Annotated in this window: 18 protein-coding genes and 1 pseudogene; 9 read left to right on the top strand and 10 right to left on the bottom strand. The window is 46.8% G+C overall.

Annotation, left to right across the window (positions count from 1 at the left end; all coding sequences use genetic code 11):
• The first annotated feature begins 306 nt into the window (after positions 1–306).
• From FTU69_RS03905 to FTU69_RS03895, 3 genes are all read left to right on the top strand, one after another.
• On the top strand, positions 307–1716 hold the full coding sequence (locus FTU69_RS03905; RefSeq protein ID WP_045795292.1) for an FAD-binding oxidoreductase: 1410 nt from the start codon (positions 307–309) through the stop codon (positions 1714–1716).
• Between the two features lie 152 nt (positions 1717–1868).
• Entirely contained in the window at positions 1869–2240 is a 372-nt protein-coding gene (locus tag FTU69_RS03900) for a hypothetical protein (RefSeq protein ID WP_005180395.1), read from the top strand.
• A gap of 232 nt (positions 2241–2472) precedes the next feature.
• Positions 2473–3702 (top strand): MFS transporter, encoded by a 1230-nt coding sequence (locus FTU69_RS03895; protein WP_180103512.1) that lies wholly within the window; start codon positions 2473–2475, stop codon positions 3700–3702.
• Between the two features lie 114 nt (positions 3703–3816).
• Here FTU69_RS03895 and FTU69_RS03890 read toward each other — a convergent pair whose 3' ends face one another.
• The 4 genes from FTU69_RS03890 to FTU69_RS03875 form a co-directional block, all read right to left on the bottom strand.
• On the bottom strand, positions 3817–4116 hold the full coding sequence (locus FTU69_RS03890) for a DUF3817 domain-containing protein (protein WP_045795347.1): 300 nt from the start codon (positions 4114–4116) through the stop codon (positions 3817–3819).
• Positions 4117–4402: 286 nt separating this feature from the next.
• Complete coding sequence (gene sodC, locus FTU69_RS03885; protein WP_180087786.1) at positions 4403–4948, bottom strand: superoxide dismutase family protein; 546 nt, start codon at positions 4946–4948, stop codon at positions 4403–4405.
• Positions 4949–5053: 105 nt separating this feature from the next.
• A complete protein-coding gene (locus tag FTU69_RS03880; protein ID WP_163143403.1) occupies positions 5054–6181 on the bottom strand; it encodes an AI-2E family transporter in 1128 nt (375 codons plus the stop codon).
• Positions 6182–6317: 136 nt separating this feature from the next.
• Positions 6318–6962 carry a ParA family protein gene (locus tag FTU69_RS03875; protein ID WP_005180385.1) on the bottom strand — a complete coding sequence of 215 codons (645 nt, stop codon included), beginning with the start codon at positions 6960–6962 and terminating at the stop codon, positions 6318–6320.
• A 119-nt stretch (positions 6963–7081) separates the two neighbouring features.
• Here FTU69_RS03875 and FTU69_RS03870 point away from each other — a divergent pair, with 119 nt between their 5' ends.
• On the top strand, positions 7082–7549 hold the full coding sequence (locus tag FTU69_RS03870; RefSeq protein WP_005180383.1) for a Holliday junction resolvase-like protein: 468 nt from the start codon (positions 7082–7084) through the stop codon (positions 7547–7549).
• 62 nt (positions 7550–7611) lie between these two features.
• Complete coding sequence (locus FTU69_RS03865) at positions 7612–8184, top strand: hypothetical protein (protein ID WP_180087785.1); 573 nt, start codon at positions 7612–7614, stop codon at positions 8182–8184.
• 6 nt (positions 8185–8190) lie between these two features.
• Here the strand turns inward: FTU69_RS03865 and FTU69_RS03860 are convergent, their stop codons facing one another.
• Entirely contained in the window at positions 8191–9582 is a 1392-nt protein-coding gene (locus FTU69_RS03860; protein ID WP_160242768.1) for an RNA-guided endonuclease TnpB family protein, read from the bottom strand.
• A gap of 72 nt (positions 9583–9654) precedes the next feature.
• Between FTU69_RS03860 and tnpA the strand changes: the two genes are divergently transcribed.
• Positions 9655–10104: an IS200/IS605 family transposase gene (gene tnpA / locus FTU69_RS03855; RefSeq protein ID WP_016659780.1), complete on the top strand. Its 450-nt coding sequence runs from the start codon at positions 9655–9657 to the stop codon at positions 10102–10104.
• 38 nt (positions 10105–10142) lie between these two features.
• On the opposite strand, the pseudogene FTU69_RS03850 reads toward tnpA, so the two are convergent.
• Positions 10143–10698: pseudogene (locus tag FTU69_RS03850) on the bottom strand (class I SAM-dependent methyltransferase); the annotation flags it as partial.
• 200 nt (positions 10699–10898) lie between these two features.
• On the opposite strand from FTU69_RS03850, the gene FTU69_RS03845 reads away from it, so the two are divergent.
• Together FTU69_RS03845 and FTU69_RS03840 are read left to right on the top strand one after the other, a co-directional pair.
• The gene (locus tag FTU69_RS03845) at positions 10899–11432 is read left to right on the top strand and encodes a hypothetical protein (protein ID WP_373366849.1); all 534 of its coding nucleotides are present in this window, start codon (positions 10899–10901) and stop codon (positions 11430–11432) included.
• 39 nt (positions 11433–11471) lie between these two features.
• Entirely contained in the window at positions 11472–11891 is a 420-nt protein-coding gene (locus FTU69_RS03840) for a protease inhibitor I42 family protein (protein ID WP_257223586.1), read from the top strand.
• Positions 11892–11948: 57 nt separating this feature from the next.
• On the opposite strand, the gene FTU69_RS03835 is transcribed toward FTU69_RS03840, so the two are convergent.
• Positions 11949–12281 carry a HopJ type III effector protein gene (locus FTU69_RS03835; RefSeq protein WP_035363454.1) on the bottom strand — a complete coding sequence of 111 codons (333 nt, stop codon included), beginning with the start codon at positions 12279–12281 and terminating at the stop codon, positions 11949–11951.
• A 173-nt stretch (positions 12282–12454) separates the two neighbouring features.
• Between FTU69_RS03835 and crcB the strand changes: the two genes are divergently transcribed.
• Positions 12455–12835 carry a fluoride efflux transporter CrcB gene (crcB, locus tag FTU69_RS03830; protein WP_180087783.1) on the top strand — a complete coding sequence of 127 codons (381 nt, stop codon included), beginning with the start codon at positions 12455–12457 and terminating at the stop codon, positions 12833–12835.
• A gap of 106 nt (positions 12836–12941) precedes the next feature.
• On the opposite strand, the gene FTU69_RS03825 is transcribed toward crcB, so the two are convergent.
• The 3 genes from FTU69_RS03825 to FTU69_RS03815 all read right to left on the bottom strand — a co-directional run bounded on the left by FTU69_RS03825 (position 12942) and on the right by FTU69_RS03815 (position 16061).
• Positions 12942–13199 (bottom strand): type B 50S ribosomal protein L31, encoded by a 258-nt coding sequence (locus tag FTU69_RS03825; RefSeq protein WP_016658507.1) that lies wholly within the window; start codon positions 13197–13199, stop codon positions 12942–12944.
• Between the two features lie 108 nt (positions 13200–13307).
• Positions 13308–14606, bottom strand: a complete 1299-nt coding sequence (locus FTU69_RS03820) for an AarF/ABC1/UbiB kinase family protein (protein ID WP_180103511.1) — start codon at positions 14604–14606, stop codon at positions 13308–13310.
• Between the two features lie 156 nt (positions 14607–14762).
• Positions 14763–16061, bottom strand: a complete 1299-nt coding sequence (locus tag FTU69_RS03815; protein WP_075168245.1) for an MATE family efflux transporter — start codon at positions 16059–16061, stop codon at positions 14763–14765.
• Positions 16062–16072: the final 11 nt, after the last annotated feature.

Here is a 16072-nt window from a genome sequence, read left to right as displayed (position 1 = left end):
GAGCGGGCAGGAGATACATTCCATTTATGGCTGATCGGTCTGCTATTTCTGTAGAAAATATAAACGCAGGATTCATTTTTGGTTGAATTAACTCTGTATTTTCAAAGCTATATTATCAAAATGATGGTTTTTCTCAGGTTTTACAGAAAAATCGCTTATAATAGCCCCAGACGGCAAAAACCGGCCTCAGGCTGTTGGTTTCTTGCCCGTTTTTTATCTTTTACTGTGCTTTGGCATGACTTTAAAATGTACAGCACCAGTCTGGATAAATCTCTTCTTGTTTAATTCTTGCCAGGTCTGCAAACGATGAATGCTCCAGTCGCTTTAACCCCAGAGTTATTGACCCAATTGACTGCAATTGTAGGTGAAAACCGTATTAAAACTGATGCGGACAGCCTCCAGAATTGGGGTCGAGATCATACCAAGCACTTTGATCCAAACCCATCCGTCATCGTTTTTCCATCGAGCACTGAGCAGGTGCAAGCGATTGTGAAACTTGCCAATCAGTTCAATGTGGCAGTCACGCCATCGGGCGGTCGTACCGGTCTTTCTGCGGGTGCGGTAGCGGCCAACGGTGAAATCGTGGTCAGCATGGACAAGATGAACCAGATTCTGGAATTCTTCCCGGCAGACCGCATGGTACGGGTACAGGCTGGTGTGGTGACTGAACAGCTGCAAAACTATGCCGAAGAGCAGGGCATGTATTATCCGGTCGATTTCGCCTCTGCCGGTTCATCACAAATTGGCGGTAACATTGGTACTAACGCTGGTGGTATTAAAGTAATTAAATACGGCATGACCCGTAACTGGGTGCTGGGCTTAACCGTGGTGACCGGTAAAGGGGATGTGCTGCGTTTAAACAAAGGCATGATCAAAAACGCCACCGGTTATGCACTGCAACACTTATTCATTGGTGGTGAAGGGACTTTAGGCCTCGTCACTGAAGCGGAAATCAAGCTGGAACGTCAACCGCAAGACCTGCAAGTGATGGTGCTGGGTGTACCGGATTTTGATGCAGTGATGCCTGTGCTGCACGCTTTCCAGGCCAAAATTGATTTAACTGCATTTGAGTTCTTTGGTGAACTGGCAATGCAGAAAGTACTGGCCAATGGTCATGTACAGCGTCCGTTTGAAACTGAATGTCCATTCTATGTATTGCTTGAATTTGAAGCGCCATTTGAACCGATTATGGACAAGGCAATGGAAATTTTTGAGCACTGTATGGAACAGGGCTGGGTGCTGGACGGCGTACTCAGCCAAAGCCTGGATCAGGTCGAAAGCTTATGGCGTTTACGTGAAGATATTTCGGAATCGATTGCACCGTTTATTCCATACAAAAACGATATTTCAGTGCTGATTACCCACGTGCCGGCATTCATTAAAGAAATTGATGCGATTGTGGCCGAGAACTATCCGGACTTTGAAATCTGCTGGTTCGGTCATATTGGTGACGGTAACCTGCACCTGAACATCCTGAAACCTGCCGATTTAAGCAAAGATGAATTCTTTGCCAAATGTCAGGTGGTGAACAAGTATGTGTTTGATACCGTGAAAAAATATGACGGTTCAATTTCTGCAGAGCACGGTGTTGGCATGACCAAAAAGCCATATCTGGAATACTCGCGTTCTGCTGAAGAAATCGAATATATGAAAGCCTTGAAACAGGTCTTTGACCCGAATGGGATTATGAACCCGGGTAAATTATTCGACCTGTAATCAGGCCAATAGAACGAAAAAGCGCATCTCCGGATGCGCTTTTTTTATGGCACTTATCATGTGCAATCTCGTTCAAATTACATTCTGTGCATAGTGTTAAGCGCAAAAAGCCGGCATCATTTTTACAGTGTTGAATCAGTTTGGATAGAGTTATGTTTCGTTTCGCTGCAATGGCAGGACTGGCGATTGCTGTTACAGGATGTGCCACCACCCAGAATATTGTGTCTAAAGTGACACCGTCTGCCGAAACACCGTTGGCACAGGTGTTAAAAGAGCGTCCGGATTTACGTAAACAGCTGGCGACAGTCGAGCTGCGTCAATTCTTTAATAATGTCGAATCACCGACTGCGGCCCAGGTTAAAGTGACTGAAACCGGTTTAATGGATGATTCGGTACGCTCGATTCGCACCATTTACAGTTTTAAACTGGTCGATGGCGACTGGGAAAAAGTGAAAACTGAAAAGAGCTATCAATGTCTGCGCGGCAAAAATACCAAGACTTTCCAGAAGGCTGTATGTCCTTAATCCGCTTGAGTCTTTCAATGATTTTGATTGAAAAGCGTAGCTAAACCCTGCGCTTTTCTGTTTTTAAAACCGGGGATTTATACTGGTTTCGTTCAACCGCTCTAGCTAAGTGCTGCTGCCGCAAATCCAGCATTTCCTCATCAGAAAAGTCACAGATTTTAAAAATAAACTCTGCTACACTGCGCCCATTGTTATGATTGCAGCCTGCTGATCTGGCAGGCTTTTGAGCGCTATGCAAACCACTCCAACTACAACGCTCTCCCGCGCCACCTTAATGTTTCCGCTGGCTTTGGTGCTGTTCGAATTTTCTGTCTATATCGGCAATGATCTGGTACAGCCGGCCATGCTCGCCATTACCCAGGATTTTGGCGTCAGCAGTTCCTGGGCAGCCTCTTCGATGTCGTTTTATCTGCTCGGCGGTGCCTGTGTCGCGGCCATTTTAGGCCCTTTATCGGACCGTTTAGGCCGTAAAAAAGTCCTGCTGGGTGGGGTACTGTTTTTTGTGGTGACCTGCCTGCTGATTTTATTGACCCAGAACATCGAAAGCTTTTTATTGCTGCGCTTTTTGCAGGGCTTTGGCCTGTCGGTAATAACTGCGGTGGGCTATGCCGCCATTCAGGAAAGTTTTGCCGAACGCGATGCAATTAAAGTCATGGCATTCATGGCCAATGTGTCGCTGCTGGCGCCGCTACTGGGGCCGGTGTTGGGTGCCTTTATGATCGAGCATGTGTCCTGGCATTGGGGCTTTATTGGGATTGCAGCTTTGGCGGCTGTAAGCTGGCTCGGACTGAAAGCCAAAATGCCGGAGCAGCAGCTCAGTATTCCGAAACAGCCGATTGGCTATATCTGGGATGATTTTAAACAGGTACTGAAAAACCGCCGTTTTCTGACTATGACCTTTGCCTTGCCGCTCTTAAGTATGCCGCTGATGTTATGGATTGCCTTGTCGCCGGTGATGCTGGTGGAACAGCTCGGTCTGAGCAGTCTGCAATATGGTCTGGCCCAATTTCCGGTGTTGGGCGGGCTGATTGCCGGGAATCTATTGCTGCTGAAAATCATTGACCGTTTTGCTTTGGGACAGACTGTGCTGATGGGCTTGCCACTCATGTTGGTCGGTACCTTGCTGTTAATTTTTGGTCTGCTCATACCGGACTATTTGATCTGGTGTCTGATTCTGGGCATGACTTTCATCAGCTTTGGCGAGGGCATCAGCTTTTCAATTATTTACCGTTTTGCCCTGATGTCGTCCGAGGTATCGAAAGGGACCGTGGCCGCAACCGCTTCTGTGCTGATGATGCTGAGCTTTTTTGTGGTGATTGAACTGGTGCGCATGCTCTACAGTCATTTTGAGCTGTGGGCTTATAGCCTGTCCTGTTTTGCCTTAATCGCCTTGTGGTTTGCTTATCCGCGGCTGAGTCTGAAACAGATTATGCGCGAACGTGCCGAAAGCGGTCAGTTTTAAGCGGGCTGATCATCTGGCATTTATCAATAGGATAATGTGGTTAAAAGGCCAAAAAACAAAGGCATCCAGCAGATAGTAATCTGGTGAATGCCTGATTGATCGATGAGTCTGGAGTTACACTTCGACCTGCGGCTGTGCCATTTTCTTCAGTTTGGCATCAAAAATAAACGGGCCAAACGGTAAAATTGAAGCAATCACGCCCATTAAAAACACCTGAATTGACCATTTCTGTTTTTCACAGACCACAAACAGCACCACCAGAAAGGCAATAAACAGCACGCCGTGACCCATGCCGACGTATTTCACCAGAATCGGGTTACCCCATATATATTTCAGCGGCATGGCAATAAACAGCAAGGCCAGAAAAGATAAACCTTCTAAAAAACCCACCACGCGCAAGCTTTGGATGTTCATACTCTGCAATTTCCCCATAGATCTAGCTGCAGTGTAGCGAATATTAGCGCAGAGGGCCATGCTTTTTAGTGCGCAGCCCGGTTTTAAGTTTTTGTTTTTTAATATAAATCAGACTATCTTGCTTGGTTTTTGCTAAGCTGTTGATGTTGAAATAAAAGCCTGATAATCAATCTTGTAGCCTCAGATTGCTATTTAATCTATGCATAGAAAAAGGCACTCATCGCTATGGATAAGTGCCTTAAAAATCAGAAAACTGTGGATAAGTCGGGATTTATCCGCACAAGGTTTAGATCACGCCACAGGCAATTCGGTCACCACCACCGCCTAACGGTTTTGGCGTATCGGCATAGTTATCGCCACCGGCATGAATCATGAGCGCCAGACCTTGTACATCCTGTAATTTCAGACGCGGCGCCAGTAGGGTGACACGTGCCGTGCCATCGGCTGCCACATTCAGGACCGGTAAATCACCAAGATGGCCGCTTAATGGATTGCCGTGGTTGGGTGCCTGATTCGGGTTAAAGTGGCCACCTGCGGCCAGTGCAGCCTGCATTTTGCCATCTTTCTCTGCTGGTGCGCAGGAACCATTTTCATGAATATGGAAACCATGTGGACCCGGCGGTAACTGGGTCAGATTGGTACGGATGACCAGACCTGCAGCACTATCGGTCAGTTGGACTTCACCGAGCTGGGCGCCAATGCCTTGGGCAGAGACAGCATTAACGGCAACGTTTTTACTGGCGCCAATCACGGTATCGGGCGTGGTGGTACAGCCGACTCCGACCAGCGCGGTAAATGCACATAAAGCACCGAATTTAAAAAGTGGGGTCATGGTTTGCATCCTGTCTTATTCGAATATGTGGCTTCATTCAAACAAGGCTCAGGAGGCAACACAATGCAGTTTGCGTACAGGCGTGTATAAGTTTCTTAATGAAATTTAGCCTTTTGGTGCAGTTGGTCCCTGATCATCGGGCAGGTCATAGGCCATGGTGGTTTTTGGCATCATCATGGCCTCGGCTTCATTGGTTTCATGCAGCCATTCACGCCAGATTGCCAGCAAGACCGCCAGAATCACCGGACCAATAAACAGGCCAATCAGGCCAAAGCTGGCAATGCCGCCCAGAACCCCGAACATGATCAGCAGGAATGGAATCTGGGTGGCGCCAGAAATCACCAGCGGGCGAATCACGTTATCTGCGGTACTGACCACACACACGCCCCAGGCCATCACGCCAATTGCTTCAATGGTTTGCCCCTGCGAGAACAGCCATAGCGCCACCGAGCCATAGGCCAGCGGTGGGCCAAACGGAATCAGGGCAAACAGGAAAGTGACAATGGTCAATACCATCGGGTTTGGCACCCCGGCCACAAAGTAGCTGACCCCGGCCAAAAGTGCCTGGGCAATTGCAGTCAAGCCAACCCCGTAAACCACCGCACGGGTGGTTTCAGAAATGGTATCTAAATAATGATGTACACGTGGCCCGATCACCATTTCCAGCGCTTTACTGACCTGATTTAAAATGGTCTGGCCATCGCGATAGAAGAAGAATAGCGACAGCATGGCAAAGCCAAGCTTAATTAAATTGCGGCTAATTTCACTGAGCAGGAAACGGCCATAATTCAGATGACCCTGAATCCAGACTGAAATCGAATTAATGATGCTGTTCGGATCTTCATTAATTTCGCGTAAGGAGCGGCTAATTTCTTTACCAACAAAGGGCAGATCGCGGATAAAATCCGGCACATTCAAATGCCCGGAAAAGACCTGCTTCTGTAATTCGTAATACAGGTTGCGCCCTTCGTGCTGCAAGATAAAAATCGCAAAGGTCAACGGAATACCGACCACCAGTGTCACCAGAATCATCATAATTGTGGCACTTAAGGTCGGCCGTGGACCGCACATACGTTGTACCGACTGATACAGCGGCCAGGTCATATAGGCAATAATGGTGGCCCAAACTACAGGAACAATAAAGTATTTGAGGACATGAAAGCTCAAAAAAATCAGGACAAAAAATAGTCCAAATAGCAAGACTTTTTGTAAAGTGGGCGCGTATTGTTGCACTGAGTTCACTGGCTCATTCCTAAGGTCTTGAAGCATATTAACTGAAAACCCAGCGCTCGCAAATGAACGCTGCGTAAGTTCTGTTAAATATTGAAGCGGGAGTGGAAAGGCAAAAGCCGTTTAATCGCTTAAGCGCTTAGAACCATTGGGCCGGATCATCAATAATTGCATTCAGGACAGGCTGCCACTGATTTTGAATGGTCAGGTAATTTTTCTGGGTTTTATCAAATACGCTTAAGCCCTGCATCGCCAGTTGACCATAGGCAGCACGTTCAGAAATCCAGGCCACCGGTTCCTGTTCAATTTTTTCAAAGAAATCACGAATTTCTTTGGAGCTGGCACTGTTGGCCTTGACCCGGTTGGCTAGCAGTAAAATCTGAACCTTGCCTTTACGAATCCGTTTAATTTCCTGCAAATGCTTTAAAAAGCGGCGGGTTGAATCAATATCGAAGAAGGAAGGCTGCAGCGGGGTAATAATCGCATGCGCTTCACTAATCAGCTGCTCGGCCTGATCACCAGATAATGCCCCCGGCGCATCAATAATCAGGTATTCGATATTTTTAGGCGCATCACCGACCGATTTTTCATGACGCCAGTCCAGACTCTGAATGGGAGCGGCGCTTTCTGGACGCTGTTTTAACCATTGTCGTGCAGATTTCTGGTTATCGGCATCGGCCAGGGCGACTTTATATCCTTTTTGGGCTAAGGCGGAAGCTAAACTGATGGCGGTAATGGTTTTTCCACATCCACCTTTTTGATTGGCGACTAAGATTGTTTTCATGACCCTACTAAAGATTTTATTCTGCTCATACCTAGCATATCATTGTTTGATGTGCTGGAGATGACCGTTGACAAAAGTCGTAGCGCTGCTTGCAAATTTTAAAAAATCAGGAAAACCCCATGTCGATATGGATGGCAATGCTTATAGGCGCTGCAATAGGAGTGGTGCTGACCACCATCATTTTAAGTCATAGCCGCAATGGCCGGATTAAGGCCGAATATGAACAGTATATTGCCGAGCTGGAGCTGGAACATCAGCAGGCACTGGCGCAGGCCCAAAAGCGCAGCGTCAATACCAGCCGCGCGGTGCTCAAAGGGAAAATGGCCGAGCAGATGGCACCGATTATGCCGCAATTTGAATACTTGCCCAGCGATGCCAAATTTCTGGGCGATCCGGTCGATTATATTGTGTTTGATGGCTATACCGATTTTCGGGATGGCGATGGTCGGGCTGAGGATATTCAGGTGGTGTTAATTGATATTAAAAGTGGTGGCGCACGTCTAACCAAAGGCCAGCAGGCCATTGCCGAAGCCATTCAGCAGGGGCGACTGCGCTTTGAAACCATCCGTATTGATTTCGAGGATTAACTTTTTTGATGACTGAACTTTCTTGTGAATAAAATACTGCTCAGCCTGACGGGACTGCCCTGATGATCTGGCTATGGTCGGAATATTTTCGTGCCATCCCGCATCTACAGCAGTCGGGGGTGTTAAAGAACTTTGCGCTGGAAACTGAAGGGGATTTTTCCGGGCAGTATCAGGTCGTGGCAAAACGTTACTACAGTCCGGATCGCCGGGTGATTCATCCGGCTGCACCGGTGGTGGGACATTTTAATGATCTGGCCTATGTCAGCAATATTGATCTGCTGCTGGCCAAAGACGTGTTTAGTTCATCAGAGCAGGCCCAAACGGTCGATTTCGAACAGACCCAGCGCTGCTATCAGTTTCAGGTGGCGTCCACTAGCTCGCTTGCAGCACAACAGGTGATTGCCAACACGCTCAATATCAGCGCCATTGCTGCCAGCGAACAGATTGCTCAGCGCCTGCGCCGTGTTAAAGCCGGACAGCGTATAGTGCTGCGCGACGAGTGGGTCAAGGTGCGTTCAGTCAGCACGGGGCAGTATTTTCAGATCAACCATTACCCGCTACCAGCGAACAATTGCCGGATAGTACGGGTGCAGCAGCATGAACTACTCGGAGCTAAAGCAACCGAGTTTCCGTAGTGCAACCTAAGTTGCACACATCTCTTTTGACGCTTCATTGGTACTGCGAAAAAGGGCTTTAACACCCTTAGTCGTCTTACGAATACCTCTGCGCCCACTAGATGACAAATGATTGTCATCCAACAGCGTTCCACTGTCTAAAATTAAATTAATCGCCCTGTTCTTAATAACAACTGATGCATTGTGATCTGCATTGTCAATGTGTCCACAACTCACGCATTTAAACTTGTCTTGGCTTTTGCGATTGTCGGGGTGAGTGTGACCGCATAAAGCGCACTCTTGACTTGTATAAGAAGCATTGATGGTAAATACCGCTTTACCTAGCTTAACTGCTTTGTAAGCTAGGAATGATGCAATTCTATGCCAACCCACGTTCAGAATAGATTTGTTTAACCCTGCTTTAGCTTTAGCCTTATTAGGAATAAATCGACCTGATTCATCGATCTTTGGTAAAGGCTTTTTAGTCATGCTCTTGGTATTTAATTTTTCAAAGATAAATACCTTAGCTAAACCATTAACTAGGCTATGACTTGTCTTATGAGCAAAGTCCTTGCGAATATTGGCTTTCTTAGAGTGATGCACCGCAATTCGATGTTTAGTCTTAGCTCTTCGGTTTGAGCCTTTTACTTGTCGAGCGAGTTTTCTTTGCAGTCGCTTAATGTAGCGATCTGCTTTTGTTAAATGATTCTTTTGTTCTTTAGAGAAATCGAATTCTTCATAGCCTGCATGAACAGGAATGGTGACACCACGATCTATACCAACCACTATTTTTTGTAGTTGTTCTTCGTCCATGCCCTGCAAATGATCTAACTGTCTTTTGGCGTATTTTTTAGCATCGAATTTCTTACCGTCAAACTCTTGAATCTCAACACCATCTTCATAGCAGAAAGAAACGAAATATTGACCACGCTCTTTGCGAATATAAAGGGATTTCGGTTCTTTGAAGTTAGCATGAGCCTTAAAACTTAATGAGCCTATATTAAATTTTTTACCACCGATATATAGCTTGCGCTTATTTCTTTCCGTGCGAAACTCGAATAAATCAGAGGTTAAATGAATCGAACCTTTATCTGTCTTCTTTTTACGTTTTGGTCGCCCACATAAACCTTTAATAGATTTTTTGAGTGTGTTGTACCAATTAACGGTTGAGTTCTTTTGTATTGTACTAGGGCAGTTTGCAAGCCATGAACTAATCTCATCTGATTTAAAGTGAGCGTATTTTTGATCTTGGGTTTCATAATAGTGATCAAAAGTTGCAAACTTACGGGCAAATCCTCGAAAGTATTTATCCTCATCGCATTTGGCATTCCAAACGAAACGAGCACAACCCATCCACTGACTTAAAATCAGCTTTTGATGTTGTGTTGGGTATGCTCTTAATTGGATGCCTGTTAGCAATTGAAAAACCTCTAGGTGTTGAGGTTATTTTAGCTTAAAATAAGGTTAAAGTAAATCTAGTATGAGGATAAGATGTACGAGTGGAGAACAGGTAGATCATGCATTTATAAAAACATTGTTCATTTAGTATTTGTTACGAAATACAGAAGAGATGTATTAACAAAAGACATGCTTTCCTCCCTAAAAGAGATTATGGAAGAAACCTGTTTGCAAATGGATTGTGAGCTTATTGAGTTTAATGGTGAAGATGATCACATCCACCTGCTTGTAAGTGTTCATCCAAAGCACTCAGTTTCCAACCTAGTTGGAAAACTGAAAGGGAAAAGTTCTTATGTTTTAAGGCGTTCATTTTGGGATGAAGTTAAGGAAAAACTATGGGGCAATCACTTTTGGTCGCCTAGTTACTGCGCTGTATCCTGTGGTGGCGCAAGTTTGGATGTAGTGAAAAAATACATTGAAGAACAAAGAATACCAACGTCAGAAAAAAATGCTAAAAAGTCCATGTCATTAAAAAAGAGCTAACTCCCCCTTAAAAGAGCGAGAATGCGCTCTTAGTTTTGTTCAAAACCGGCCTGCTGTAACAGCAGCGCCAGATCGCGGTTGAGATGACAGCCATCCGCCAGCCGTTTTTGTAGCGGCGTGAGTAGATGCTGCAAGCGTTGAATATATAAATTTTCAGGATGCAGCACATGCTCGACCAGATGCAGGCAACCACCCGGTTTCAGTACCCGATAAATTTCGGCCAGACACTGTTCAATCTGTTGCACGCTGCATAAGGTCCAGGTTGATACCACATGCTCCAGACGATTATCGGCAAAATCCAGCTGCTCAGCTTTGCCAGCCAGATGCTCCACCAGAATGGCACTGTCACGAATTCGTGTTTCGGCCAGCTGGAAAATCTCTAGGTTTGGCTCTAACGCATAGACCACATCGACATTTTGGTAAAAGGGTAAATTCAGTCCGGTGCCAAAGCCAATCTCCAGTACCTCACCCTCAATTGGCAGCAGCAATTCACGGCGTAAATCCATCAGGCTCGGCGTCTGCATCACCTGATTTAGCAGGTATGGGAATTAGCAGGTATGGGAAAATATGCTGTTGATAGAATTTATAAAGCATTGAAATCAAATATTTTTATTTAATCTATGTTTATTTTAACTGAGCTGCGCCGGCAAAGACAAAAATGAGACCAAAGGTAACCATTTTCTTACCATTTCTTTATTTTCTGCTGATCAACATCGATTAACATCAAACATATATCTGTTCTGACTGAAGGATCTGAGAATCTCATGAAGCTGCGCTTTGGACTTATTTCGCTTATGACGGCCGCCCTGTTACAGACCAGTGCCATGGCATCGGTCGACTATAATATTGCCAAAGGGTTAGCGCCGGCATCTGCCGATCAGTCGATTTCGGTCTTGCAGTCCTTTCGTGGTGATTTCCGGATTTTAGGTTCAAAAACCTATACCGATGATGAACAGGCCAAGTTTTCTCCGATTGATTATGCCGTGAGCTGGGGTCTGTTTGCCGAGCCGGAAATTGCCCGGCATATTACGGTAAATCAGTACGACCGCTATTTAAACTGGAAGATGGATCGTTTGCCGGTGCCGGCAGAGCAGGCTATGCAGATGGTCTCGAATATGCACATCATTCCGGCTAATCCAAAAATTGCCAAACAGATCAAGCAGGTCAAACGTGGTGATCTGGTACGTTTAAGCGGGGAACTGGTGGAAGTTAAAGATAAAGATATGGTCTGGACGTCGTCACTCACCCCGACCGATACCGGTGATGGTGCCTGTGAAGTGTTCCGGGTCAGTTCAATCCAGTGGATTGAAAAAGTAAAACGCAGTTAATGTGGCCTGACCGGTAAAATGTAGCGCAGGGGAATGTTGATGAATCATACCAAGACGCTCATTCTCTGTAGCTGGCTGGGGCTGTTGACCCTCAGCGGTTGTGGCAGTGTCAGTACCCCGGTCGATGGTACTCATGTTTATCATGCCGATCAGCAATGTCCGGCACTGTTAAATTTAAAGATCGGGGAAACTCTGGAATTGCGTCTGGCAGAAAATCCAGCCACCGGCTATCACTGGTCGGTGATGCAACATCCGTCCATCTTTAAGCTGGAAACCTTGTATCTACAGGCGGATGCAGAAAATACTCAGCATGACTCCGCGCAGTTAAATGCGGCTGGAGAAAAAACTTTCCGTTTTCGTGCGGTTCAGGTCGGTGAAGGACTGATTCATTTAAAACAGGCCAGGGCGGGAGAACCGCTTCCCTTGGCAGAATGGAAATGCCGGGTGCGCGTGGCTTAAGACCTGAACATCAGACATAAAAAAACCTCTGTTTTAGAGGTTTTTCGTTTTAAAGGCTTATTTGGCCGTCAGCGCTTCGCCTTCAAACTGTACACCAGCCCAACCTTGCTGCATAAACTGGCGGATATTCTGGTGATCGGTGGCTTCAGGCGTAGCCAGTACCGCCGCATAGTGTTCAGCAAACAGGCTTAAGGTTTGCGCGTGGTCTAAGCCATTTAATTTGGCAAAACTCAGTACTTTGGCGCTGCCCTGGTTTTCGGTGGCGGCATTGTGTTGCTGGCCATTGCTAAACGCAGTTGGCGTGTGGGTATAACGTGCATCAATATAGGCAATCACATCGGCAAAGTTCGCTTTGCCTGCATGCAGCTGGGCCAATAAATCTTGAGCCATCATGTTCTCAGTCCATAGAAAAAATTGGTAAAAGCCCTGCGACAATAGCATGTTTTTTCGCAGGGGTTTAGCCTATTTCGGCCTCAATTTTTGCACCCATTAGATGAAAAAATCTGCGCTTTGGCCCAACTTGTGGATAAAATGGCAGTTATACACATGGGAATCAACACGACATGAATTGGCTTTGGGTGGCATTGGGTGGAGCAATCGGGGCAAGTCTACGCTATGGCCTGAGTCTGTGGCTATTTAAGCCCGGTGTGTTATTTCCCTGGCCGACCTGGTCGGTGAATCTGTTCGGCTGTTTTGCTGCCGGAATATTCTTTGCCTTCAGCCAAAAGTTCCCGGTACTACAACAGGAGCTTCGACTGTTTCTAATGGTGGGTATTTTAGGCGGCTTTACCACCTTTTCCAGTTTTGGGCTGGAAACCTTTCAATTGCTGAAACAGGGACACACCAGCGTGGCGTTAATGTATGTGATCTCAAGTGTGATTTTGGGTGTGCTCTGTCTGGCGGTGGGTTTTTATCTGTTTCAGGTGCTATTAAATACGCAATAAAAAACAGGAAAATCAACTGCATAAAATAAAAAAATGAAGCCTAGCTGGAGATAAAGGTCTAGACTTCATAAAGGATGTGTATGCCAATTTTTTTCTACTGCGCGGCTTAGTCCTTGCTGCGTTTAAAACGGGCAAAGCGTTTATTGAAGCTGGCGACACGGCCTTCATTGCTGGCCTGACGTTGCTCACCGGTATAAAACGGATGCGAAGCACTGGAAATATCTAAAGTCATATAGGGATAGATTTTGCCCTGATATTCCTTGGTCTGCTGCGGCTTCAGGGTGCTGCCAATAATAAAATAGGCATCGGCATTGGTGTCGTGAAACAGCACTTCCTGATATTCGGGATGGATCTCTGGACGCATAACAATTCCTCATGTTTGCTGAATATTGTAATGTTATAACATAACAAATAAAAAGTAAAGTCAGCCCGAATGGGTCATTCGGGCTCAGCGTGGTTTTTAATATATGGTTTAAGCGTGTGGTGGAACCAGTTCTTCAAACAGATCATTTAAATTGTCATGCACTTTTAAATGAATCAGATTCCAGTAATGACCCGATACCGTACGGTTGACCATTAAGGTATCGGGTGATGGCTTGAATACATCCCAATATTTTAACGAGGGTTTCATCAGTTCCATACCATCATGATGGGCCGAGTTTTCGGCAAAATCATAATCGGTGGTCAAAGGGCGCATCAGCACTTCCAGCCAGGCCTGATACAGTTCTGGCGGGAATTTGCCTTGCTCGGACAGGGAGTGCAGGGCAGTCAGTTCCTGTTCCATTAAGGCAATATTCTGGGCACGGCCGGCCTGAATCTGCGCTTTAAAATGCTGCACAATGTCATTGGACAAGGTCTTCACACCGCCGTAATCATAAATAATCACGCTGCCATCTTCACGGAAGGCAAAGTTACCCGGATGCGGGTCACAGTGGAAACGCTTGAGATAGAAAATTTCCTGACCAATAGCGCGAAACAGCCGGCGTCCCAGTTCATTCCGGGTCGCCAGTGGCCACTGGCTGGCAGTTTCAATACTGTCACCCTGTTCCAGACTTAACGTTAAAATATGCCGGGTCGAATAGTCCTTAAAGACCTGCGGAATAATAATTTTACTGTCCAGCGCCTGATGGAAGGTACGCGCCACTTCCAGGTTTTGTGCTTCAATCTGGTAGTTCAGCTCATTGTCCAGACTGTCCTGAATTTCCTGGAACAGTTTGTCCTGCAATTTGCGGTCAATTTTTAACACACCCATTAAACGCAAGGCCAGACGCACCTGTTTCAGGTCACTTTCACAGGCTTCATCGACACCCGGATACTGGATTTTCACTACCACCTGTTCACCCGTCGGCAAAATTGCCTTATGTACCTGGCCAATGGACGCGGCGGCAAATGGGGTTTCATCAAAATGTTGGAAAATCTGTGCGAGGGGCTTGCCCAGTTCTTTTTCGATTTGTGCCTGAATTTCGGCAAAAGGCATCGGCGGTGCCTGACGTTGTAATTTGCTGATGGCCCGTGCCACTTCCGGTGGGAAAATATCTTTATATTGCGAGGCAATTTGCCCCACTTTCATGACCGCACCTTTCATTTCTCCCAAGGTATCAGCAATCTGGATGCCAATATCCTGAAATAGTTTGCTGCGTGCGGCATTCTTCTGCTCGTCATCGGCAGAAAAGTTTTTAATTGAATTGGAAACGGTTTTGGTGGCGATACTGGCGGTCATACTGGCCAGTTTCATAAAGCGACGACCCGGTGTACTAGCCGTTTTTGCCATGCGAGGTTCCTTAAGATCATCTTGACTATCTGCCTTGAGCATACCGGCAGTTGGGTGAAAAGCCTACTTTAAATTGTTAATAAGCAAATTCACTACATGTTGCACATCAAAAAGCCGGCGGTAATGGCCGGCTAAAGATGATGAAAGGCGAATCGCTTAGCTGCTTTGACTCAGGCGCTGGTTGTTCATATACAACCGGATCAGCAACAGTACACAGGCCACGCTCAAGCCGACAATCAGGCCGACCCAGACCCCGGCGGCGCCCATGCTGCCAAAGCGGGAAAAGTATACCCCGACCGGAAAGGCAATGACCCAGTAGGCCAGCATGGTAATCCACATTGGGCCTTTGGTGTCCTGCATACCGCGCAAACAGCCGGCTGCACTAATTTGCCAGGCATCCATTAGCTGGTAGGCAATTGCAAACAGCAGCAGATACATCGCCACCTGTGCCACATCGACATCCGAGGTATAAATTGAAATAATTTCCGGCCGGAACAGCCACATAAAACTCATGGTCATAAAGGCCAGCAGGGTTGCGGTAATCAGCCCCAAATACTGCACGCGGCGCATGGCAGCCCAGTTTTTTTCACCATAATAGGTGCCAATGCGGATGGTCAGTGCAATGGCTAGAGACATCGGAATCATAAACAGCTGTGAGGTCACCGACATGGCAATCTGGTGTGCTGCTACCAGCGTTTCCCCTAAGGGGCTAATCACGATGGCTGCGGTACTGAAAATACTGACTTCAAAGAAAATTGCCAAACCAATCGGCAGGCCGAGCATTAAAATCCGTTTCATCCAGTAACGGTCGATGGGTTCCCAGCGGGTGAAAATCTGGGTGCTTTGGTAGGCGCTGCTTTTGGAAATGTACAGCGCCAGGGTAATAAACATCAGCCACTGTAAAATGGCCGTGGCAAAGCCGCAGCCGGCACTGCCCAGTTCAGGCAGCGGCCCTAAACCATACATAAAGATCAGGTTCAGTGGCACCAGTACCACCAGCGCTAGCAGACTGATAACCGTCACCGGCCGTGGATAACCCAGCGCCTCGGAATAGCCACGTAGCGCAGCATACATGGTCACCGCCGGCATACCAAACCCAATGGCATGCAGAAACAGTCCAGCTTTCGGTTGCAGGCTTTCTGGTACTCCAAGCAGCGGCAATAACAGCGGTGCCAGCTGTAAAATCAGGCAGGCAATCCAGCCCAAAATAAACGCCACCCATAACGATTGCCGGGCAATGGTGGCAATTTTTTCCGGTGTACGCGCACCATTGGCCTCGGCCACCAGCGGCGTGGTGGCAATCATGATGCCGCTAAACAGCAGCATCACCGGAAGCCACAGCCCCACACCGACTGCAATTGCGGCTAAATCGGTCGGTGAAAACTGACCGGCCATAATGGTATCAATTAGCCCCAGACCGGCCTGGGCAAATTGCGTCACCAGAATCGGAATCATTAAACGGAACA

Source organism: Acinetobacter sp. YH12134, assembly GCF_013418555.1.
GTDB classification, from domain to species: domain Bacteria; phylum Pseudomonadota; class Gammaproteobacteria; order Pseudomonadales; family Moraxellaceae; genus Acinetobacter; species Acinetobacter indicus.
The sequence above is the reverse complement of the archived record's forward strand: the minus strand, read 5'-3'. Positions and strand labels throughout refer to the sequence as shown.

Excerpts from the sequence above, each read along its gene's own strand:
- FTU69_RS03890 (WP_045795347.1), bottom strand. The coding sequence starts at position 4,116 with ATGAACATCCAAAGCTTGCGCGTGGTGGGTTTTTTAGAAGGTTTATCT.
- FTU69_RS03840 (WP_257223586.1), top strand. The coding sequence starts at position 11,472 with ATGAATCATACCAAGACGCTCATTCTCTGTAGCTGGCTGGGGCTGTTG.
- FTU69_RS03865 (WP_180087785.1), top strand. The coding sequence starts at position 7,612 with ATGATCTGGCTATGGTCGGAATATTTTCGTGCCATCCCGCATCTACAG.
- FTU69_RS03900 (WP_005180395.1), top strand. The coding sequence starts at position 1,869 with ATGTTTCGTTTCGCTGCAATGGCAGGACTGGCGATTGCTGTTACAGGA.
- FTU69_RS03825 (WP_016658507.1), bottom strand. The coding sequence starts at position 13,199 with ATGCGTCCAGAGATCCATCCCGAATATCAGGAAGTGCTGTTTCACGAC.
- FTU69_RS03875 (WP_005180385.1), bottom strand. The coding sequence starts at position 6,962 with ATGAAAACAATCTTAGTCGCCAATCAAAAAGGTGGATGTGGAAAAACC.
- FTU69_RS03895 (WP_180103512.1), top strand. The coding sequence starts at position 2,473 with ATGCAAACCACTCCAACTACAACGCTCTCCCGCGCCACCTTAATGTTT.
- FTU69_RS03905 (WP_045795292.1), top strand. The coding sequence starts at position 307 with ATGAATGCTCCAGTCGCTTTAACCCCAGAGTTATTGACCCAATTGACT.
- FTU69_RS03845 (WP_373366849.1), top strand. The coding sequence starts at position 10,899 with ATGACGGCCGCCCTGTTACAGACCAGTGCCATGGCATCGGTCGACTAT.
- tnpA (WP_016659780.1), top strand. The coding sequence starts at position 9,655 with ATGTACGAGTGGAGAACAGGTAGATCATGCATTTATAAAAACATTGTT.
- FTU69_RS03815 (WP_075168245.1), bottom strand. The coding sequence starts at position 16,061 with ATGATTCCGATTCTGGTGACGCAATTTGCCCAGGCCGGTCTGGGGCTA.
- FTU69_RS03870 (WP_005180383.1), top strand. The coding sequence starts at position 7,082 with ATGTCGATATGGATGGCAATGCTTATAGGCGCTGCAATAGGAGTGGTG.
- sodC (WP_180087786.1), bottom strand. The coding sequence starts at position 4,948 with ATGACCCCACTTTTTAAATTCGGTGCTTTATGTGCATTTACCGCGCTG.
- FTU69_RS03835 (WP_035363454.1), bottom strand. The coding sequence starts at position 12,281 with ATGGCTCAAGATTTATTGGCCCAGCTGCATGCAGGCAAAGCGAACTTT.
- crcB (WP_180087783.1), top strand. The coding sequence starts at position 12,455 with ATGAATTGGCTTTGGGTGGCATTGGGTGGAGCAATCGGGGCAAGTCTA.
- FTU69_RS03820 (WP_180103511.1), bottom strand. The coding sequence starts at position 14,606 with ATGGCAAAAACGGCTAGTACACCGGGTCGTCGCTTTATGAAACTGGCC.